Raw genomic sequence first — 19,854 nt, 5'->3', positions numbered from 1 at the left:
CGGTCGCAGTGATCGGGGTGAGTGAGCTCTGGTTCCGGCTCTGGCGCGGCCCGGTGGCCCGGGGGCGGATGCGCCAACGAGCGGTATACCTCAGAGTCATAAATATGACTCTGAGGTATACCGCTCAACGGCACGTCACTCGGCGGACTGGGCAGCGGCGGCGTTGAGCACCGGCGGGGCGTAGCCGGCCGGCTTGTCGCCGATGGACAGGCCGGGACTGACCACCCAGGACTGGTACTGCGGGGTGAACATCATGTAGGGCAGGTCGAGCTGCGGTGCGCTGGCCTCGTCGAGCCGGCGACGGGCGTCGGCCGGGATCTCGAAGTCGAGCGCCTCGAAGTTGCTGCTGACCTGTTCGGCGCTGCTCGCCCCGATGATCACCGAGGCGACGGAGGGCTGGGTGGCGACCCAGTTGATCGCGACCTGGGCCATGCTGCGGCCCAGCTCGGCGGACACGCTCTCCAGGGCGTCGATGACCTGCCAGTCGCGGGGGCTGATCTCCCGTCCCCCGGCGTTGGGGGTGGTCAACCGGCCGGTCCCGCTCAGGCCGTCGCCACTGCGCCGGTACTTGCCGGTGAGCAGGCCGCCAGCGATCGGGCTCCACGCGGTGAGCCCCATGCCCACGTTCTGCGCCATCGACACGAACTCCGCCTCGACGCCCCGGTTGACCAGGGAGTACGGCAGCTGCAGGTTGATCAGTGGGGCGAGTCCGTGCGCCTCGGCGTAGCTCTGCGCGCGGGCCGCGTACCAGGCCGGTACGTCGGAGAGGCCGGCGTAGCGGATCTTGCCGGCGCGCACCAGGTCGTCGAGCGTGTGCACGACCTCCTCGATCGGGGTGATCCGGTCCCAGGTGTGCAGCAGGTACAGATCGATGTAGTCGGTACCGAGCCGGCTCAGCGACGCCTCCACTGCCCGCATGATGTGCTTACGGCCGTTGCCGCTCGCATTCGGGTCGCTCGGGTCGACGGTGTTGGTGAACTTGCTGGTCAGCACGAGTCGTTCACGGACACCGGCCCGGTCGATCAGCCGGCCCAGGATCTTTTCGCTCTCCCCGGCGGTGTAGAAGTCCGCCGTGTCGATGAAGTTCCCGCCCGACTCCAGGTACCGGCGGAAGATCGGCTCCGACTCCTCCTCGGTCTTGCCGTACGCGGCGTGGAACCCGTCGACGCCGAAGTTCATGGTGCCCAGCGCCAGCCGGCTGACCCGCAGACCCGACCGACCGAGCAGGTAGTAGTGGTTCATCGTTGCGTCCTTCCGATCATGTGTCGGCCCCCGATCGGACCGCTTGCCAGACCTTGGCTCGCCAAAAATGGACCTGCAAGTCCAAACCTTGGTTAGGGTGGGGCCCGGCAAGTCGGGGCGGATGCTGGTGACGGAGGTCTCATGACACGCGCGTTGACCCGCAAGGGCGAGGCGACCCGGGCGCGGATCGTCGCCGGCGCGGCCGCGGAGATCCGCGAGCGCGGTGTCGACGAGGTACGCCTCGAGGACGTGATGGCGCACACCGGCACCAGCAAGGGTCAACTCTTCCACTACTTCCCGGACGGGAAGGAGGAATTGCTGCTCGCGGTGGCGCAGCACGAAGCCGACCAGGTGCTCACCGACCAGGAGCCGATGCTCAGCAACCTGACGTCCTGGCCGAACTGGATGGCGTGGCGCGACCGGCTCATCGAGCGCTACCTCGCCCAGGGCGTCAAGTGCCCCCTCAACGGACTGCTCGGTCAGACCGGCCGGCGCGCGCCGGGAGCACAGGCGATCGTCACCGGGCTCATGTGGCGTTGGCAGGACAAGATCGCCGAAGGCGTGCGGCACATGCAGTCGACCGGGGACGTCGCCCCCGGGGTGGACGCCGACCGCACGGCGGCGGCGCTCCTGGCCGGCATCCAGGGCGGCGTACTGCTGCTGCTCTCCACCGGAAAGATCGACCACCTCGAGGCAGCCCTCGACCTCACCATCGACTCGCTGCGGGCAGGCCGCCGCGAGGACCGGAACCCCGAGGAGGCGCGGCCGTGAACGACGACGACGGCCCACCGTTGGTCCTGCTGCACGGCCTCACGTACGACAGGCGACAGTGGGGTCCGGTCCAGCGTGAGCTGGCGACGATCGACCCTGACCGGAAGGTCCTCACCCTCGACCTGCCCGGCCACGGCGGCTCTCCCCGACGGGCGTCCTACCGGATGGCCGAGGTCGCCGAGGTCGTGCACGCCCAGGTGACCGAGGCGGGTGTCGCCACGCCGATCGTGGTCGGGCATTCCGTCGGCGCGGTGGTTGCCACCACCTACGCGGCGCGCTATCCCGTACGTGGCGTGGTGAACCTGGACCAGATCCTGCTGCCCGGCCCGTTCGGTGTCGCCGTACGCCAGGCCGAGCCGACACTGCGCGGCCCGGAGTGGCGGCGGGTGTGGGACGCCCAGTTGGCCCGGATGGGCATCGAGTCGTTGCCGGCCGAGGCGCGCGAGATCGTCGCCACCGCGACCGACCCCCGACCGGATCTGCTGCTGGGCTACTGGGGTGAGATTCTGCACGGGTCCGACGAGGGTATCGCCGCCGAGCGGTCCCGCGATCTGGTGTCGATCGGCGAGCGGAACATCCCGTACCGCTGGGTGACCTCGTCCGAGCCGCCGGCCCGCTACCTGGCCTGGCTGACCGAAGCCCTGCCGGAGGTCGACGTCACGGTGCTGCCCGGCAGCCACTTCCCGCACCTGGCGGAACCGGCGACGATCGCCCGGCTCCTGACCACCGGCTGAGGGCGGCGTCGGGCGTGGCCGGTTATCCTTGCGGCCGAATTGCCGGAGATCGGAGCAGGCGTGGCAGGTGACGACGACATCTCCGGGTGAGCACCCGGACCGGCCGCCGACGGGCGCGTGATCGCGCCGCAGTCGCCGCGGCCTCCGTCGTCATGCCCTGCTCCCGCCGGGCCACCCGTGTGTGCCCGGATCTCCCATTCTCGAGGTCCCCATGTCTGTTCGACCAGCCCTCGTCGCCCATGACCTGATGTGCGTCCGCGGCACCCGTCGAGTGCTCGACGGTGTCTCCCTGACCGCCGCGCCCGGTCACCGGATCGGCCTGATCGGTGAGAACGGCACCGGCAAGACGACTCTGCTGCGGGTCCTCGCCGGCGTCGACGAGCCCGACGCCGGCACCGTCACCCGCCCGCCGGACGTCGGTTTCCTGCACCAGGAGATGCCCTTCACCCCGTCCGCGACGATCGCCACGGTCCTCGACGACGCACTGCGCGAAGCCCGGGCAGACCTCGCCGAGCTGGACCGGATCGGCACCGACCTCGCCACCGTCGCGGAGGGCGCCGAGGACCACGACCGGCTGCTGGCCGCGTACGGCGAGGTTCTGGAGAGGGCGCAGGACCGCGACGCCTGGGATGCCGACCGGCGTGCCCGGACCGTGCTCGACGGCCTCGGCCTCGGCGCGATACCCCACGACCGCGCGCTCGCCGCGCTTTCCGGTGGGCAACGTGGTCGCCTCGCCCTCGCGGCGATGCTGATCCGCCGACCGGGCGCACTGCTGCTCGACGAGCCCACCAACCACCTCGACGACGCGGCGGCCGCGTTCTGCGAGGACCAGCTCCGGGCGATGTCCGGGGTGGTCGTCCTGGCCAGTCACGACCGCGCGTTCCTGGACGCGGTCTGCACCGACGTCGTCGACCTGGACCCGGCGGTCGACGGGCCGGTCCGGCACGGCGGCGGCTACACCGCCTACCTGACCGCCAAGCGGGCCGAGGCGCAACGCTGGCGTCGACGCTACGACGAGGAGCAGGCGCAGCTCGCCGAACTGCGCGAGGCCGCCGCCGTGACCGGGCAGCACGTCGCCCACGGGCGGGCTCCCCGCGACAGCGAGAAGATGGGGTACGGGCACACCGCCGGACGGGTGCAGAACCAGATCTCGCGACGGGTCCGGGACGCCACTCGTCGCCTGGAGGTGTTGGAACGGCAGCAGGTCGCCGCGCCACCGGAGCCGTTGCGCTTCCACAGGCCGGCGTCTGCGTCCGTGCCCGGCGCTGCGTCTGCCCCTGCCGCTGGTGTCGGCGACGAACCGGTCGTCACGGTTCGGATGGTGGAGGTCCCCGGCCGGCTGCGGCTGGACCGCCTCGTCGTGACGGCCGACGACCGACTTTTGGTCAGCGGTCCGAACGGTGCGGGAAAGTCGACTCTGCTCGCCGTCCTCGCCGGCCGGCTGCACGGCAGCGGAACGGTTCACCGACGGCCGGGCCTGCGCGTCGGGCTGCTCACCCAGGACACCGTCTTCGACCAGCCACAACGGACGGCCCGGAGCGTCTACGCCGCCGTCGTCGGAGCGGAACGGGCCGAGGTGGTGCCGCTGTCGTCACTCGGGCTGCTCGCGTCGGCGGATCTCGATCGGCCCGTCGCCGACCTGTCGGTGGGACAGCGTCGCCGGCTCGCCCTCGCCGTGCTCGTGGCCGACCCGCCGGATCTGCTTCTGCTGGACGAGCCCACCAACCACCTCTCGCCGGCGCTCTGTGACGAGTTGGAGGAGGCCCTGCACACCGGCCCGGGCGCGGTCGTCGTGGCGAGCCACGACCGACGACTCCGCGCCCGCTGGCCCGGCCGAGAACTGCCCCTGACCCCAACCCCGCCCTCCCTCCCGCCCTCCACCTCCCTCCCGCCACGGTGATCAAGAGCTTTGCGTCATCCCGCCCGGCGTGTCGTGACGCAAACCTCTTGATCACCGAGGGCGGGGGTGGGGAGGTTGGAAACGTTTTCGTAACGGGGGGTTGACCTCTCCGCCATTCGCGGAGCAGACTCCCCGGAAACGTTTACAGCTATCGGGTGGAGGTGCCGAACGTGGGTCGTAAACGTTTACAGGAACCGGCTGACGGCCGGCCCACGGTGCACACCGTTGCCGCCCGCGCCGGCGTGTCCATCGCGTCCGCCTCGCGGGTGCTCAACGGCGTCGGCGGCAGCCCCGAGACGATCCGCAAGGTTCGCGAGGCGGCGGCGGAGGTGGGCTACGTGCCCAACGCGATCGCCCGTTCGTTGCAGTCCCAGCGCACCGGCCTGGTCGCGCTCGCGGTCGAGGACATCGGCAACCCGGTGTACGTGGAGATGATGCGCGCCATCGAGGCGGTGGTCGCGTCCTCCGGTCGTCAGCTGCTGGTGCACGCCACCGGCGGGCGGATCGACAACGAGACCGCACTGCTGCGGCGGCTGGCCAACCGCTACGTGGACGGGATGATCGTCTCGCCGATCCGGGTCACCGACGACCACCTGACCGCGCTGGTGGACAGCCCGGTGCCGGTGGTGGTGGTCGGACAGCTCGGCGCGGACGCCCCCGTGGACAACGTGCGTACCGACTCGCGGCAGGGTGTGGCCCTGGCCGTGGACCATCTCGTCGCCACCGGCCGGCGTCGGATCGGCTTCGTCAACGGTCCGCTCGACACCGTCCCGGGCGCCGCCCGCGACGCCGGGTTCCGGGCCGCGGTGGCCCGCCACGGCATCGCGCTCGACGAGGAACTGGTCGAGGTCGGCGACTTCCAGTACGTCGCCGGCCGGTCCGCCACCGAACGGCTTCTCGCCCGCACCGACCCGGACGCGCTGGTGTGTGCCAACGACCTGATCGCGGTCGGTGCGCTGCACGCCCTGCTGGCCGCCGGTCGTCGGGTGCCGCAGGACGTCGCAGTGGTCGGCATGGACGACACCGAACTGGCCCGGATGATGTTCCCCCAGCTTTCCAGCGTCTCGCTCGGCTCGGCCGAACGAGGTCGCCGTGCCGCCGAACTCCTCCTGCACCGCATGGCCGCCGCGACCCTGCCGCCGCGCCGTGAGCAGGTGCCGCCGAGCCTCACCGTCCGCGCGTCCAGCGCGGCGACCCTGCCGGCACCCCGGTCCGCCGCAGCGGGCTCCCCACCGACCACCCACCCGTCCAGCGAAGGGGTGACCGCATGACCACCCTGACCGAACGGCCGGACGTCGAGCGGACCGGACCGGCCCGCCGGCCGAACCGGTTCCGGTCCGACCGCACCACCATCTACCTGCTTCTCCTACCGTCGCTGCTGCCGATCCTGGTGCTCTCGGTGTTTCCGCTGCTGCGAGGCATCTACCTCGGCTTCACCGACGCCCGGGCCGGGCGCAACGTCGAGGTCAGCTTCACCGGCCTCGCCAACTACCGCGAACTACTGGGCGACGAACTGTTCTGGAACTCGTTCAAGATCGGCCTGCTCTGGGCCGTCGGCGTGACGGTCCTGCAGTTCCTGCTCGCCCTCGGGCTGGCCCTGCTGCTCAACCAGCAGTTGCGGTTCCGGGGCGTGGCCCGGGTGCTGGCCGTGGTGCCGTGGGCGATGCCTCCGGTCGTGGTCGGCATCCTCTGGAAGCTCGTCTACCACCCCGACGCCGGGCTGATCAACGAGTTCTTCCACCGCGTCGGCGCGGACGGGCTGCGTACCAACTGGCTCGGCGACTTCAGCACCGCCCTCCCTGCGGTGATCATCGTCGGGGTCTGGGCGGGCATGCCGCAGACCACTGTCGTCCTGCTCGCCGGCCTGCAGGGCGTGGGTCGTGAGCTGCACGAGGCGGCGGCGGTGGACGGAGCCAGCACCTGGCATCGGTTCCGGCACGTCACGCTGCCCGCCCTGGCGCCGGTGATCGTGGCCATCACCTCGCTGGACTTCATCTGGAACTTCAACTCGTTCGGTCTGGTCTACGTCCTGACCGCCGGCGGGCCGGGCGGCAAGACGATGCTGCCGATGCTCTTCGCCTACGAGGAGGCGTTCCGCTACGGCAACTACGGCTACGCCGCCGCGCTCGGCAACGTGATGGTCGTGCTCATCATCGCGCTGCTCGCCGTCTATCTCCGTCGTCGGCTCAGGGAGGCGAACTGACATGTTCGGAAAACCGAGCCGCACCAGCCGGACGTTGCAGTACCTGGCCCTCGCCGGTTACCTGATCTTCCTCGGGTTCCCGCTGGTCTGGTTGCTCTCCACGGCGTTCAAGCCGCCACGTGAGCTGGTCCGGCTGCACCCGACGTTGATCCCGGACAACCCGACACTGCAGAACTTCGTCCAGGCCTTCACCGAGCAGGAGCTGGGACGGGCGGCGCTCAACAGTCTCCAGGTCTCGCTCGCCTCGGCGGTGCTGACCGTGCTGGTCGCCATGCCGGCGTCGTACGCGCTGGCCCGGTTCCGCTCCAAGCTCGGCACCGCCGCGCTGGGCTGGGTGCTGCTGTCCCAGCTCTTCCCGTTCGTGCTGCTGATCATCCCGATCTTCCTGGTGCTGCGGCAGGTCGGCCTGGCCAACACGCACGCCGGCCTGGTGCTGATCTACGTGGTCTGGGCGCTGCCGTTCGCGCTGTGGATGTTGCAGGGCTTCGTCCGCAACATTCCGCGCGAGCTGGAGGAAGCCGCCTCGGTCGACGGGGCGAGTCGGGTGCAGGTCCTGCGGCGGGTGGTCTTCCCGCTGCTCGCCCCGGGCCTGGTCGCGACCGCGCTGTTCTCCTTCATCTCGGCCTGGAACGAGTTCTTCTTCGCACTGGTGCTGATCAAGACCCCGGAGTTGGCCACCCTGCCGGTGGCGTTGGCCCGGTTCGTCGGCATCGAGGGCACCGCCCGACTGGGGCCACTGGCCGCCGGTTCACTGCTCGCCACACTGCCCAGCCTCATCTTCTTCGCGTTCATGCAGCGCCGGCTCTCGTCCGGGTCGCTCGCGGGCGCGGTCAAGGGCTGAGACGTCCCCCCAACCACCACCAAGGAGGTAACCCCCATGCTCCGTACCCGATTCCGTCGGCTCGCCGCGGCCGCCGCGGTCGCGGTCGTCGGCCTCGGCGCGCTCACCGCGTGCGGTGACGGCGGCGACGAGGCCGCGTCCGGCCCGGTCAAGCTGCGCTTCCTCAGCCTCGCCTGGCAGAAGGAGTCGCTCCAGGTCAACAAGGACCTCGTCGCGAAGTGGAACGCCGAACACCCGGACATCCAGGTCGAGTACGTCCAGGGTGACTGGAACTCCGTGCACGACCAGCTCCTCACGTCGTTCGAGGGGGGCGACGCGCCGGACATCGTGCACTACGAGGCGTCCTCGATCGGTGAGTTCAGCAAGCAGGGCTACCTGGCCGACCTGTCCGACCTGGTGTCCGACGACCTGAAGGGCCAGATCGACAAGGGCATCTGGGACACCGCCACCGTCGACGGCAAGGTCACCGGCGTGCCGTTCCTGCTGGAGTCGCAGGTCGTCATCGCCAACAAGAAGCTGCTCGACGCCGCCGGCATCGCGGTGCCGCCGGCCGACAGCGGATGGACCTGGGACGAGTTCCAGACCAACGCGCAGAAGCTCACCAAGCCCGGCCAGTACGGCGCGGCCTGGGCGCTGAAGTCGCCGACCAACCGGGTGCTCAACCTGGCGCTCAACTACGACGGCACGTTCTTCTACGGCGACGGCCGGCGTGCCGAGGTGAAGGTCGGTGACGGCGAGAAGGAGATTCCGAAGCGGATCCACGACATGCTCTACACCGCCAAGTCGGCCTCCCCGGAGGCGCTCGGCATGAGCGGCGCGGACACCCTGCCCGGTTTCTTCGGCGGCAAGTACGCGATGCTGCCCGGCTCGGTGTCGCTGCGTCAGCAGATGGTCGAGCAGGCGCCGGCCGGCTTCGAGTGGGTCACGCTGCCGCCGCTCAAGGGGCTCTCCGCCAAGCAGGCCGCCAACCCGCAGACGCTGTCGGTCTCGGCGGACAGCAAGCACAAGAAGCAGGCCGCGCAGTTCCTCGAGTACTTCCTGAACCCGACCAACATGGCCGCGCTGGCCAAGGGTGACTGGCTGGTGCCGACCGGCAAGCAGGCCAACGAGGAACTGGTCAAGCTGACCGCCGGCAAGCAGGGCTGGGACGTCGCGGCGGCCAGCGCCAAGGACCTGACCGTCGCCCCGTTCCAGCAGGCCGACGGCTACCCGGAGTGGAAGACCAAGTACGCCACCCCGGCTCTCCAGCAGTACTTCGCCAACAAGATCACCATCGATCAGCTCGGTACGCAGTTGGTCGACGGTGGCAAGCAGGTTTCGAGGTAACGACATGTCACTCTTGCTCGACACATCGGTCGGTTGCCTGGTCGGCGCCGCGGTCGGAGACGCCCTGGGTGGGGCCACCGAGACGGCGCTGCCGGAGCAGATCCGTGCGCGCTTCGGCGGCTGGGTCGAGGGCATCGTGCCCCCGTACCACGCCGACTGGGCCACCGCGCGACCGCTCGCGCCGTACCACAAGGGCGACGGGCACCTCACCGACGACACGTTGATGACCCACGCACTGGTCCGCGCGTACGCGGCCAAACGGGACCACCTCGACGCGTACGACGTGGTGGAGCTGCTGGTTCCCGACCTGATCGAGCGGGTGGTGTACATCCCCGACCTGGAGCGCGAGGGGGTGACCTTCCACCGGCTCGCAGCTGCCGAGCGGTGGCTGGTCACCCGTCTGCACCACGCCCACGCCGATCCGCGTGAGGCCGGGGTCGGCAACATCGTGAACTGCGGCGCGGCCATGTACATGGCGCCGGTCGGCATCGTCAACGCGGGCGACCCCGCCGGGGCGTACGCCGAGGCGGTGGAGATCGCCGGTGCGCACCAGCACAGCTACGGGCGGGAGGCCGCCGCCGTCTTCGCGGCTTCGGTCGCGGCGGCGGCGACCCCCGGCGCGGGCGTCGAGGACGTCGTCGCCGCAGCCCTGGACCTGGCCCGCGACGGCACCCGCGCGGCCATCGACGCGGTGGTCAAGGAGGCCCGCGGCCACAGCGACTGGAAGCAGGCCATTCCGGCGCTGCGCGCGGCGGTCGCCCCCTACGACACGGTGGGGGAGGAGTACCGCAGTCCCGGGTTGGGCGCGCGGCGGCCCAGCCGTCTGCACGCCATCGAGGAGCTGCCGGTGGCCCTCGGCATGCTCGTGGTGGCCGGCGGTGACTTCCGGGCGGCGGTGCTCGGGTCGGTCAACTACGGCCGGGACGCCGACTCGACAGCCACCATGGCCGCCGCCATCGCCGGGGCGCTGGGCGGCGCGGACGCGGTGCCGGCGGAGTGGTCCGAGGTGGTCGCCACCGCCTCGAAGACCGACCTGGTGGAGCCCGCCCGGGTCCTCGCGGCGGTGGCCGGCGAGGTCTTCGAGCGCGACCAGGCCCGGTTCGCCCGGCGGGCCGACCGCTTCGCCGCGCTGGCGCGGGAGTCGTCCCGGTGAGGATCACCTGGGTGCAGCCGGAGGACCTGCTGCCGCACGAACTGGCGGCCAGCCGGGACGAGGGACGCGACGTCGCCGCGCTCGCCGCGCGCTGGACGGCGGCCGGCGGGGACCTCACCCCGCCGGTCAGCGGGGCGTCGCCGACCCCGGCGGCACCGGACCTGCGGGCGCTCGCGGTGGAGCTGCTGGACGCCGCCGACGCGCTGCCCACCGTCGACGCCGCCGACGAGCCGGACGACCTGGCCACGCTGCGAGCCGGCTGGCCGGCCGGCTGGTCGCTGCCGACCGAGGTGGCCTACGACCGGTTGCACGGCGCGTGGCTGGGCCGCGCGGCCGGCTGCCTGCTCGGCAAGCCGGTGGAGAAGATCCCGCGCCACGGGATCCGGGAGATCCTGGTCGCGACCGACAGGTGGCCGCTGCGGGACTGGTTCACCGCGAAGGGCCTCCCGGCCGACGTCGCCGCCCGCTGGCCGTGGAACCGGCGCAGCGCGCCGACCAGCCTCGCCGAGAACATCGACGGGATGCCCGAGGACGACGACCTGAACTACCCGCTGCTGGCCCTGCGGGTGCTGGAGACGCGGGGACGGGGTTTCACCAGCGACGACGTGGCGCAGGCGTGGTTGGACTGGCTCCCCGGCGGACGGGTCTTCACCGCCGAGCGGGTCGCGTACCGCAACCTGCTCCTCGGGTACGCGCCGCCGCGCAGCGCCCGCCGGCACAACCCGTTCCGGGAGTGGATCGGCGCGCAGATCCGCACCGACGTGTACGGCTGGGTCAACCCCGGCCGGCCGGACCGCGCCGCCGAGCTGGCGTTGCGCGACGCTGCCGTCAGTCACGTCCGGGGCGGGGTGCACGGTGCGATCTGGGCCGCCGCCCTGGCCGCGGCAGCCCCGGTCGCCAACACCGTGGACGAGGTGCTGGACGCCGCGGAGGCGATCCTGCCGCCGCGCAGCCGATTCGCGGCCACGGTCCGCGAGGCCCGCGCCCTCGGCGCGGGGACGGACGACTGGGAGGCCGTTGTCGACGAGCTGTACGCCCGGCACGGCCACCTGCACTGGGTGCACGTGCGCAACAACGCCGCACTGGTGGCCGCCGCCCTGGCGTACGGCCGGGGGGATCTAGAGCGGTCCATCACCGCAGTGGTCAGCGGCGGCTGGGACACCGACTCGACCGGCGCGACAGTCGGTGCGGTGACCGGTGCCCTCACCGGCGCGTCCGCACTGCCGGCCCGCTGGGTGGCGCCGCTGCGCAACCGGCTGGCCAGCAGCATCGGCGGCTTCGACGGGGTCGGCTTCGACGAGCTGGCCCGGCGGACCCTCGCCCTGGCGGAACAGGGCGGAACGGAAGGGAGCGCGGCATGAGCGCACGCGTGGCGGTGGTGGGCAGCAGCAACCTGGACCTGGTGGTCACGACGACGCGGCTGCCCCGCCCCGGCGAGACGGTGCTCGGCGAGAACTTCCGGACCGTGCCCGGCGGCAAGGGCGCCAACCAGGCGGTCGCCGCCGCACGGGCCGGCGCGGCCTGCGACTTCGTGGGCGCGGTCGGCGACGACGAGTTCGGTACGCAGCTGCGGACGAGCCTCGTCGGGGCGGGCGTGGACGTGCGGGGTCTGCGGACCGTCGCCGGCCCCTCCGGCGTGGCGTTGATCGGCGTCGACCGGGAGGCGGAGAACTTCATAGTGGTCGCGCCCGGGGCCAACGGCACGTTGACCGAGCTGGACGCCGACGACCGGGCCACGATCGCGGCGGCGGACGTGCTGCTGCTCCAACTGGAGGTGCCGCTGACCGCGGTGACCCAGGCGGCCGACTGGGCCCGGGCCGACGACACCACTGTGGTGCTGAACGCCGCCCCCGCCGCGACGCTGCCCACCGAACTGCTCGACCTGGTCGACGTGCTGGTGGTCAACGAACACGAGGCCGCCGTCGTGGCCGGGATCTCCTCCGACGACCCGGCGGTGCTGCTCGACGCGCTGCTGAAGCTGGTGCCTCGGGTGGTGCTCACCCTCGGTGCGCGCGGCGCCGCGTACGCCGACCGGCGCGGCCTGCGGATCGCGGTCCCGGCGCCGCAGATCGACGCTGTCGACACCACCGCCTCGGGGGACGCGTTCACCGGCGCGCTCGCCGTGGGCTGGGCCGAGCGCGGCGGCGCCGTCAGCGAGGACACCGTCACGGCGAGCCTGCGCTGGGCCTGTGCCGCCGGTGCGGCCTGCGCCCAGCGGCCCGGTGCGTCCACCGCCCTGCCCGACCGGCCGGCCATCGACGCCCTCTACGACGCGACCTACCGAGGTGCCCAGTGAGCTTCAACCCGTACGTCCCGCGCCCGATCGACTTGCCCGCCGACGTGCCGCTGGGTGGGCACGCCGACCTGAGCACCCTGGACGAGGCGAAGATCTTCGCCGCGCCGGGTGACCCGGCGGACTGGCCGGCCTGGCGGGAGCAGATCACCCGGTGGCGGGCCGACGCCCGGGAGCGGACCGGCTACGTCGGCGAGCACTACGACGAGATCACCGGCGACTGCTTCAGCGTCTGCCTGGCCTGGCTCTGGGACGAGGCGCTCTACGACCACGAGCGCGGTGTCTTCACCGTCGACGGGTTCCTCGACGCGGCCGGCCGGGACTTCGGTGGCTTCGACGGGGTGGTGCTGTGGCACGCGTACCCGGTGATCGGCCTGGACGACCGCAACCAGTTCGACTGGTACCGGGACGTGCCGGAGCTGGTCGACGTGGTGCGCGCGTTCCAGGAACGCGGGGTGCGGGTCTTCGTCGACTACAACCCGTGGGACACCGGCACCCGGCGCGCGGCGGGCACCGACGCCGAGGAGGTCGCCGCGCTGGCCGGCAAGCTCGGCGTCGACGGGGTCTTCCTCGACACCCTCAAGGAGGGCGCCGGCGAGTTGCGCGCCGCGCTGGACGCGGTCCGACCCGGCATGGTCCTGGAGGGGGAGAGCCGGGTGCCGTTGGCCCGCATCGCCGACCACGCGATGTCCTGGGCGCAGTGGTTCGCCGACTCCGAGGTGCCCGGTGTGCTGCGGGCCAAGTGGTTCGAGCGGCGGCACGTGCTGCACCACACCCGGCGCTGGCACCGCGACCACCTGGACGAGCTGCACTCCGCCTGGCTCAACGGCGTCGGCGTCCTGGTCTGGGAGAGCGTCTTCGGCGTCTGGGTCGGCTGGAACGAGCGCGACCGGGCGGTGCTGCGGGCGATGCGCCGGGTGCAGAGCAGCCACGCCGCGTGGTTGCGCGCCGAGGACTGGGTGCCGCTCGCCGACCACCCCGGCCACTGCCAGGTGTACGCGTCCCGCTGGACGCACGACGACCAACCCCTGTGGACGGTGGTGAACCGGGGCGCGGACCACGACGGCCCGTGGCTGGTCGTCGACCCGAGTGCCGGGCGACACTTCGTCGACCTGGTCACCGGTGCCGAGCTGACCGTCACCGAGACCTCCGACGGTCGGCTCGCGGTGAGCGGTCCACTCCCGGCCGGCGCGATCGCCGCCGTCGCGCCCGGTGTCGCCGCCGCGCACCAGCACGAGCCGCCGACCGGCGACCCGGCCTTCCCGGCCCGCGAGGCGGTACGCGTCCGCACCCCGTGGGCGCCCCGGCTGGAGGTGCCGTCGGGCATGGTCGCCGTCGAAGGCGGCCGGCGGGACCTCGTCGTCCGACACCGGGTGCGGGAGACCGGGCTGTACGGCGAGGCGCCCTACGTCGACGAGTGGAAGCCGTTGCCGCCCCGACTGCACCACCCCGGCACGATGCGGCGCAGCGTCCGACTCGGCCGGTTCGCCATCGCCGTACGCGAGGTCACCCACTCCGAGTACGCCGAGTTCCTGCGCGCCAGCGGCTACCGCCCGGTGCGCCCCGAACGGTTCACGGCGGGCAGCGGACCGGCCGACGAGCCGGTGACCGGTGTGGAGTTGTCCGACGCGCGCGCGTACGCGGAGTGGGCCGGGCTACGACTGCCCACCGAGGACGAGTGGCAGGTCGCCGCCGAGGCGGGGCTGCTCGTACGGCGCGAGCCGCTGGTGTGGAACCTGACCGACAGCGAGCACTCCGACGGCCGTACCCGGTTCGCCATCCTCAAGGGTGGTGCCGCGTACAGGGCGGAGGGCTCCGACTGGTACCTCGACGGCGGCCCGCAACCGGCGGACGTCTCGGTGAAGTTGCTGCTCACCGGCGCCGGTCTCACCCGCTCCGACCAGGTCGGTTTCCGCTGCGCGGCCGACCTTCCCGAGACGACGGAGGTGACCCGGTGACCGCACCGCTGGACGGCGTCAAGGTCGTCGACCTGGCCACCCTGTTCGCCGGCCCACTCGCGGCGGCGTTCCTCGGTGACTTCGGCGCCGACGTGATCAAGGTGGAGCATCCGGTCAAGCCGGACCCGTCGCGGGGACACGGCCCGGCCCGCGACGGCGTGGGGCTCTGGTGGAAGGTCCTCGGCCGCAACAAGCGCACCGTGACCCTGAACCTTTCCGACCCGGAGGGCGCGGAGTTGCTGCTCCGGCTGCTCGCCGACGCCGACGTGCTGGTGGAGAACTTCCGCCCCGGCACCCTGGAGCGGTGGGGGCTCGGCCCGGCCGAGCTGCACGCCGTCAACCCCCGGTTGGTGATCACTCGGATCAGCGGCTTCGGGCAGGTCGGCCCGTACGCCCGCCGGCCCGGGTTCGGCACGCTCGCCGAGGCGATGAGCGGCTTCGCGGCGGCCACCGGGGAACCGGACGGCCCACCCACCCTGCCGCCGTTCGGGCTGGCCGACTCGGTCACCGCGCTCGCCGCCGCGTACGCGGTGATGCTGGCCCTGCGGGCCCGGGACGTCACCGGCACCGGGCAGGTCGTGGACCTCGCCATCATCGAGCCGATCATGGCGATGCTCGGGCCGCAGATCACCTGGTACGACCAGATCGGCTACGTCCAGCCCCGGCTGGGCAACCGGTCCAACAACAACGCCCCACGCAACACCTACCGGTGCGCGGACGGGCGCTGGGTGGCGGTCTCCACCAGCGCGCAGAGCATCGCCGAACGGGTGCTGCGGCTGGTGGGCCGACCCGAGCTGGTCGACGAGCCGTGGTTCGCCACCGGCAGCGGCCGGGCCGCGCACGCCGACGAGTTGGACGCCGCGGTGGGCGCCTGGGTCGCCCAACGGGACCGCGACGAGGTGGTGGCCGCGTTCGAGGAGGCGCAGGCGGCGGTCGCGCCCGTCTACGACGTACGGGACATCCTCGCCGACCCGCAGTACGCGGCACTCGGCACCGTCCGCACCGTGCCGGACGAGGAGTTGGGCGAGGTGCGGATGCAGAACGTGCCGTTCCGGCTCACCGAGACACCGGGCGAGATCCGGCACGCCGGACGGCGGCACGGCCAGGACACCGACACGGTGTTCAGGGCGCTCGGCCTGACCGACGAGGAGTTGGCGGCGCTACGCGAACGGGGCGTGCTCTGATGCTGCTGAGCTGGCTCTACGTCCCCGGTGACCGCCCGGACCGGTTCGCCAAGGCGGTCGCCTCGGGCGCCGACGCGGTCATCCTCGACCTGGAGGACGCCGTGGTCGCCGGGCGTAAGGCGTACGCCCGGGACGCCGTCGCCGAGTTCCTCGCCGACAGGCACCCCGTGCCGGTGCAGGTCCGGGTCAACGAGCTGACCGGCCCGGACGTCGACGCCGACCTGACGGCGGTCACCGGCCGGCCCGGGTTGAACGGGCTGCGGCTGCCGAAGGTCGAGTCGGCAGCGACGGTGACGGCCCTCGGGGAGCGCGTCGACGTACCCCTGCACCTGCTGATCGAGTCGGCAGTCGGGCTGGAGTCCGCGTACCCCATCGCCGTAGCCCACCCCGCGGTGGCCTCGATCGGCCTCGGTGAGGCCGACCTGCGCTCCGACCTCGGGGTGAGTGACGACGACGGCCTGCTCTGGGCGCGCGGCCGGGTGGTGGTCGCGGCCCGCGCGGCCGGCCTGACCCCACCGGCGATGGCGGTGTACGCCGACGTGGTGGACCTCGACGGTCTGGCCGCCTCGTGCGCGGTCGGCCGGCAGCTCGGGTTCCTCGGCCGCACGGCGATCCACCCGCGCCAGCTTCCGGTGATCGTCGAGGCGTTCCGCCCTGCCGAGCAGGAGGTGGCCCGCGCCACCGAACTGCTGGCCGCCGTGGCCGACGCGGAACTGCGGGACTCGGGGACCGTGGTCCTGCCCGACGGCCGGTTCGCGGACCGGGCGATGGTGGCCGCCGCCCAGCGTGTCGTCGACCTGGCCGCGCGCTACAGCACCTGAGGGTCAGCAGGCGCGCTGGCCGGTGGTGCGGTCCGCGTCGGCCGGAGGTCACCGAGCGGGCGCTGTCGCGCCGGCCGGTGGTGCTGACAGCATCGGCCGGAGGTCACCGAGCGGGCGTGTTGGCCGGTGGTGCGGCCGACGGCGGCTGGTCGAGCCGGTCGAGCCGCGCGAGGTGGGCGTTGCCGTCCCGGACCACCGCCCCGGCCATCGCCGTCGTCGTCGGGTTGGCTCCGGCGTGCTGTTCCGCGCCGGCGATCCGGGCCGCCTGCGCCAGGTGCGCGCGTAGGTGCCCGGCGAGCAGCCGGTGGAACGGCGACCCGGTCGCTGCCCGCAGCGCGGTCACCTGCTCGGCGGTGACCATGCCCGGCATGTCGTGACCCTCGTGCGGGTTCGTGGCCGGCGCACCGGCATCTGCCAACAACCGGCGGGCCCGGTCCAGGTCGGCGCGCTCGGTGGCCTCGACCTGGGCGACCAGACGCCGCCAGGCCGGGTCCGTGGTCCGCGCCGGAACGAGTTCGAGTACGGGCAGCAGGCGTTCGGCCATCGCCACCGTCAACTGGAGCCAGGCGATGTCGGTGGGGCTGAACGACCCCGGCGTACCCGTCGGCGCCAGCGCGACCGTCGGCGGCCGGGTCGGTGCCAGGTCGACCGCCGGTGGCTCGGTCGATGTCGGCGTCACCGCCGGTGGCTCGGTCGCAGCGGTGGTGCTGGTCGGGTTGCGTGGCTGCCCGGCACCGCAGCCGGCGACGAGCAGGACGGCGACGAGCACCGTGGATGCCGCTGATCGGCGCATCCGGCCTCCTTCCCGCCAGGGCGGCAGGCCCGTGTGACCGGGCCCGCCGCCGTGGTGTGCAGCTGTCGTTCAGATCGGTCGGCCGTCGTGACCGCACTTGATGACGGGGCGGATGCAGTCCTGGACCCGGCGGGCCATCTCCGCGACCGGCCAGGCGTTGAAGAAGTCGCCGTGCATCGTGTAGCCGGGCCCGGACGCCAGCCGGAACCGCGACGGGTCACCGGTGACCGGGTATCGCAGGACCTGCCGCAACTTCGGCACGTGCACCGGGTGGGTGCTCGGGCAGGCCTGGTTCACCGGGTACGCGAGGTGGCTCTTGTGGTCCGGCGAGTCCAGGTCCCGGCCGTTCCAACACTGCGGGAAGTCCAGGTACGACTCCAGCATCGTGCCGGACGGGCAGTTCACGAAGTCCTTCGACGGCGGCACGTGCCCGGCGTGCAGGCACGACCAACGGGCGATGCTGTCGTTCGGCCCGGTGGCCTTCGCGTTGCCGGCGACCAGCCGCAGGCCGAGAGGGAACGGCTGGGTGTTCGCGACGACGTCGGAGCGTACGCCCTCGCCCAGGTAGTAGAACGTGGCGATCGCCGGCTCCACCGGCACGTTGTCCCGGTACAGCGTCGGCACCCAGTACGACGAGACGTCCACCCGCGGGTTGCAGGTGGTGGAGGAGTTGACCAGGTCGGGGAGCGTGGTGCCGGCGTTCGTCACCGTGCTGCCGAAGAAGCTGTGCATGTGCGAGGCTCCGGGCAGCCCGGGGAAAATGATCGGGTCGTCCGGCAGCCGGTGGCTGTAGGTGCAGTCGGCGGGGAACTCGGCGACCCGGATGACGTTGGTGCCGAAGTCGCCGTCGGCCTGCCCGGCTGCGGCGTCGGCGCGGTCGGCTTTGGCCGGCGCGGCGTCGGCGCGGTCGGCTCTGGCCGGCGCGGCGTCGGCCCGGTCGGCTTTGCTCGGCGCGGCGTCGGCGCGGTCGGTGGCGGACACCAGGTACGTGCCGAGTAGCACCAGCAGGGCGCCGATAGCCGTGACGATACGCAGGCGGCGGTGGGTGCCGGATAGGGGTGCGGCCCTGTCCATCTCGTGACTCCTGTCGGGGGACGGGTCAGGATCGGCTCCGACGCCGCCGCCGAAGACGTCGGGGATGGCCCTGGCCAGTTGTGGTGGCGGCCGGTTACGGCCGATGCGAGAGAGCGCTCTCAGCACCCACAAGCCTCACCGCAATGTCGAAACTTGTCAATACATTGCGCAGTTGGTGGAAAACGACGACGAAGGGCCGGGCCCCGTGGTGGGGTCCGGCCCTTCGGTGTTGGTGTGCTGTGGTGGTTTAGCTGGTGGCGTAGCCGCGGGTGGCGATCCAGTCGGCGAGGTGCTCGACGGTGACCTCGTAGGAGGCGGTGTTCGGGTCGGCGGAGTCGGCGATGGTGACGGTGGTGCCGTTGTCGCGGTAGCCGACGACGCTGATGTAGTGCCCACCCTCGAAGGAGTGGATACCACCGTCGGTGTCGGTGGTGGTGCCGGCGATGTTGGCGACCACGGCCCGGCCGTCGTCGACAGTCTTGACGATGTCGGCGCGCAGCTGGTCGGTCTGCTTGTCGTCGGCCTTGGGGGTGCTGATCTCGACGGAGTGGTAGGCGTTGTTCTTGCCGGTCTCCTTGTTCAGCACGGGGGTGATGTCGTTGATGGAGTTGGTGCCGGCCTCGGTGGTGCCCATCTCCTTGGCCATGGCGTCCACGCTGATGTCCTTGCCCTGTACGGACAGGGCGTTGCGGGCGGCGGCGGGGCCGCAGTAGTAGAAGTTCGGCTGGGCTTCGTAGCGCACGCCCAGCTGACGCTCACCGTGGCCGTTGCGGTCGGTCTGCGCCTGCGACGCGGGCTTGCTGGTGTTCGGGGCGGCGAAGGCGGTGGTGACGGGTCCGGCGATGGCGCCGCCGGTGAACGCGAGACCAGCGGCGGTCAGGGCGGTCTTACGAATCAGATCGGTACGCATGATGGCGTGCTCCTCTGCTTCATCGGGGGATGCCGCACGACTCACGGGGGACGGCCGTGCGGGGAAAGCTCACGTGCCCGGCGACCCTGTAGGGCCGGCATCGGGAGATGGGTAACCAGGTGGGGCGGCAGATCATTCCGCCGAACTCCCAGCCCGAGTTGTTCGGGGATGTAACCGGCCGGGGCGGCGGATGCATTGCGCCGGGCTTCCCGTCCGGGGTGTTCCGGGGGTATAACCGGCTGGGTCGGCGGATCATTCCGCCGGGCTTCCGGCTTCCGGTCCCGGGGGGTGCTGCGGGTGTGTAACCCAGGTGGCCTGGCCGGTGTTCCCGGCGGCTGCCCCGCACCGACGACCGACAGTCGCGGTGGCGTGCAAGGTATAACGACCCCGCCCGGCCCCCGATTCCACCACCCGGGTGACCCCCACCACCTGGACAAACCCCACACACCACGCAAAGTTTGCCTCCGGGCCCACCCGCCCCGGCCAGCAACCGCGCCGCCACGCACCCGCCCCGCCGACAAGCCCCAGCCACCGACCCGCACCGCCTCGATCCACACGGGGTCGCCGATATCGCGGTATCCGGGTGCCGGGGATACCCCGACTTCGGCGAAACGGAGTGGATCAACCCGTACGCGCGGCAGGGTGCGTTTC

General features: G+C 72.1%; 17 protein-coding genes. 13 read left to right on the top strand and 4 right to left on the bottom strand.

What is annotated here, in order from left to right:
* Positions 1-135: 135 nt before the first annotated feature.
* Complete coding sequence (locus O7631_RS25540; RefSeq protein ID WP_278146592.1) at positions 136-1,242, bottom strand: aldo/keto reductase; 1,107 nt, start codon at positions 1,240-1,242, stop codon at positions 136-138.
* A 141-nt stretch (positions 1,243-1,383) separates the two neighbouring features.
* On the opposite strand from O7631_RS25540, the gene O7631_RS25535 reads away from it, so the two are divergent.
* From O7631_RS25535 to O7631_RS25475, 13 genes are all read left to right on the top strand, one after another.
* Complete coding sequence (locus O7631_RS25535) at positions 1,384-2,013, top strand: TetR/AcrR family transcriptional regulator (RefSeq protein WP_278146591.1); 630 nt, start codon at positions 1,384-1,386, stop codon at positions 2,011-2,013.
* Complete coding sequence (locus tag O7631_RS25530) at positions 2,010-2,747, top strand: alpha/beta fold hydrolase (protein ID WP_278146590.1); 738 nt, start codon at positions 2,010-2,012, stop codon at positions 2,745-2,747. The genes O7631_RS25535 and O7631_RS25530 overlap by 4 nt, the downstream gene beginning before the upstream one ends.
* A 211-nt stretch (positions 2,748-2,958) precedes the next feature.
* Entirely contained in the window at positions 2,959-4,647 is a 1,689-nt protein-coding gene (locus tag O7631_RS25525) for an ABC-F family ATP-binding cassette domain-containing protein (RefSeq protein WP_278146589.1), read from the top strand.
* Positions 4,648-4,817: 170 nt separating this feature from the next.
* Positions 4,818-5,918, top strand: a complete 1,101-nt coding sequence (locus tag O7631_RS25520; protein WP_278146588.1) for a LacI family DNA-binding transcriptional regulator — start codon at positions 4,818-4,820, stop codon at positions 5,916-5,918.
* Complete coding sequence (locus O7631_RS25515; RefSeq protein ID WP_278146587.1) at positions 5,915-6,850, top strand: sugar ABC transporter permease; 936 nt, start codon at positions 5,915-5,917, stop codon at positions 6,848-6,850. Before O7631_RS25520 ends, O7631_RS25515 begins: the two co-directional genes overlap by 4 nt.
* 1 nt (position 6,851) lies before the next feature.
* Complete coding sequence (locus O7631_RS25510) at positions 6,852-7,691, top strand: carbohydrate ABC transporter permease (RefSeq protein WP_088989072.1); 840 nt, start codon at positions 6,852-6,854, stop codon at positions 7,689-7,691.
* A gap of 36 nt (positions 7,692-7,727) precedes the next feature.
* The gene (locus O7631_RS25505) at positions 7,728-9,017 is read left to right on the top strand and encodes a sugar ABC transporter substrate-binding protein (RefSeq protein ID WP_278146586.1); all 1,290 of its coding nucleotides are present in this window, start codon (positions 7,728-7,730) and stop codon (positions 9,015-9,017) included.
* Positions 9,018-9,021: 4 nt separating this feature from the next.
* Positions 9,022-10,170 (top strand): ADP-ribosylglycohydrolase family protein, encoded by a 1,149-nt coding sequence (locus O7631_RS25500; protein ID WP_278146585.1) that lies wholly within the window; start codon positions 9,022-9,024, stop codon positions 10,168-10,170.
* Positions 10,167-11,531 carry an ADP-ribosylglycohydrolase family protein gene (locus O7631_RS25495; RefSeq protein WP_278146584.1) on the top strand — a complete coding sequence of 455 codons (1,365 nt, stop codon included), beginning with the start codon at positions 10,167-10,169 and terminating at the stop codon, positions 11,529-11,531. The genes O7631_RS25500 and O7631_RS25495 overlap by 4 nt, the downstream gene beginning before the upstream one ends.
* Positions 11,528-12,466: a ribokinase gene (locus tag O7631_RS25490; RefSeq protein ID WP_278146583.1), complete on the top strand. Its 939-nt coding sequence runs from the start codon at positions 11,528-11,530 to the stop codon at positions 12,464-12,466. The genes O7631_RS25495 and O7631_RS25490 overlap by 4 nt, the downstream gene beginning before the upstream one ends.
* Positions 12,463-14,421 (top strand): SUMF1/EgtB/PvdO family nonheme iron enzyme, encoded by a 1,959-nt coding sequence (locus O7631_RS25485; RefSeq protein WP_278146582.1) that lies wholly within the window; start codon positions 12,463-12,465, stop codon positions 14,419-14,421. Before O7631_RS25490 ends, O7631_RS25485 begins: the two co-directional genes overlap by 4 nt.
* On the top strand, positions 14,418-15,605 hold the full coding sequence (locus O7631_RS25480) for a CoA transferase (protein WP_278146581.1): 1,188 nt from the start codon (positions 14,418-14,420) through the stop codon (positions 15,603-15,605). Before O7631_RS25485 ends, O7631_RS25480 begins: the two co-directional genes overlap by 4 nt.
* The gene (locus O7631_RS25475) at positions 15,605-16,426 is read left to right on the top strand and encodes a CoA ester lyase (protein WP_278146580.1); all 822 of its coding nucleotides are present in this window, start codon (positions 15,605-15,607) and stop codon (positions 16,424-16,426) included. Before O7631_RS25480 ends, O7631_RS25475 begins: the two co-directional genes overlap by 1 nt.
* 103 nt (positions 16,427-16,529) lie before the next feature.
* Here O7631_RS25475 and O7631_RS25470 read toward each other — a convergent pair whose 3' ends face one another.
* The 3 genes from O7631_RS25470 to O7631_RS25460 all read right to left on the bottom strand — a co-directional run bounded on the left by O7631_RS25470 (position 16,530) and on the right by O7631_RS25460 (position 19,203).
* The gene (locus O7631_RS25470) at positions 16,530-17,219 is read right to left on the bottom strand and encodes a DUF305 domain-containing protein (protein ID WP_278146579.1); all 690 of its coding nucleotides are present in this window, start codon (positions 17,217-17,219) and stop codon (positions 16,530-16,532) included.
* 69 nt (positions 17,220-17,288) lie between these two features.
* Positions 17,289-18,293 (bottom strand): DUF1996 domain-containing protein, encoded by a 1,005-nt coding sequence (locus O7631_RS25465; RefSeq protein ID WP_278146578.1) that lies wholly within the window; start codon positions 18,291-18,293, stop codon positions 17,289-17,291.
* 247 nt (positions 18,294-18,540) lie between these two features.
* Positions 18,541-19,203 carry a C39 family peptidase gene (locus tag O7631_RS25460; RefSeq protein ID WP_278146577.1) on the bottom strand — a complete coding sequence of 221 codons (663 nt, stop codon included), beginning with the start codon at positions 19,201-19,203 and terminating at the stop codon, positions 18,541-18,543.
* Between the last annotated feature and the right edge of the window lie 651 nt (positions 19,204-19,854).

This window comes from Micromonospora sp. WMMD967, assembly GCF_029626165.1.
In the GTDB taxonomy this organism is placed as follows: domain Bacteria; phylum Actinomycetota; class Actinomycetes; order Mycobacteriales; family Micromonosporaceae; genus Micromonospora; species Micromonospora taraxaci.
The sequence above is the reverse complement of the archived record's forward strand: the minus strand, read 5'-3'. Positions and strand labels throughout refer to the sequence as shown.

Coding starts and splice junctions, on each gene's coding strand:
- O7631_RS25470 (WP_278146579.1), bottom strand. CDS start 17,219: ATGCGCCGATCAGCGGCATCCACGGTGCTCGTCGCCGTCCTGCTCGTC.
- O7631_RS25460 (WP_278146577.1), bottom strand. CDS start 19,203: ATGCGTACCGATCTGATTCGTAAGACCGCCCTGACCGCCGCTGGTCTC.
- O7631_RS25510 (WP_088989072.1), top strand. CDS start 6,852: ATGTTCGGAAAACCGAGCCGCACCAGCCGGACGTTGCAGTACCTGGCC.
- O7631_RS25540 (WP_278146592.1), bottom strand. CDS start 1,242: ATGAACCACTACTACCTGCTCGGTCGGTCGGGTCTGCGGGTCAGCCGG.
- O7631_RS25535 (WP_278146591.1), top strand. CDS start 1,384: ATGACACGCGCGTTGACCCGCAAGGGCGAGGCGACCCGGGCGCGGATC.
- O7631_RS25475 (WP_278146580.1), top strand. CDS start 15,605: ATGCTGCTGAGCTGGCTCTACGTCCCCGGTGACCGCCCGGACCGGTTC.
- O7631_RS25490 (WP_278146583.1), top strand. CDS start 11,528: ATGAGCGCACGCGTGGCGGTGGTGGGCAGCAGCAACCTGGACCTGGTG.
- O7631_RS25525 (WP_278146589.1), top strand. CDS start 2,959: ATGTCTGTTCGACCAGCCCTCGTCGCCCATGACCTGATGTGCGTCCGC.
- O7631_RS25500 (WP_278146585.1), top strand. CDS start 9,022: ATGTCACTCTTGCTCGACACATCGGTCGGTTGCCTGGTCGGCGCCGCG.
- O7631_RS25515 (WP_278146587.1), top strand. CDS start 5,915: ATGACCACCCTGACCGAACGGCCGGACGTCGAGCGGACCGGACCGGCC.
- O7631_RS25505 (WP_278146586.1), top strand. CDS start 7,728: ATGCTCCGTACCCGATTCCGTCGGCTCGCCGCGGCCGCCGCGGTCGCG.
- O7631_RS25465 (WP_278146578.1), bottom strand. CDS start 18,293: ATGGACAGGGCCGCACCCCTATCCGGCACCCACCGCCGCCTGCGTATC.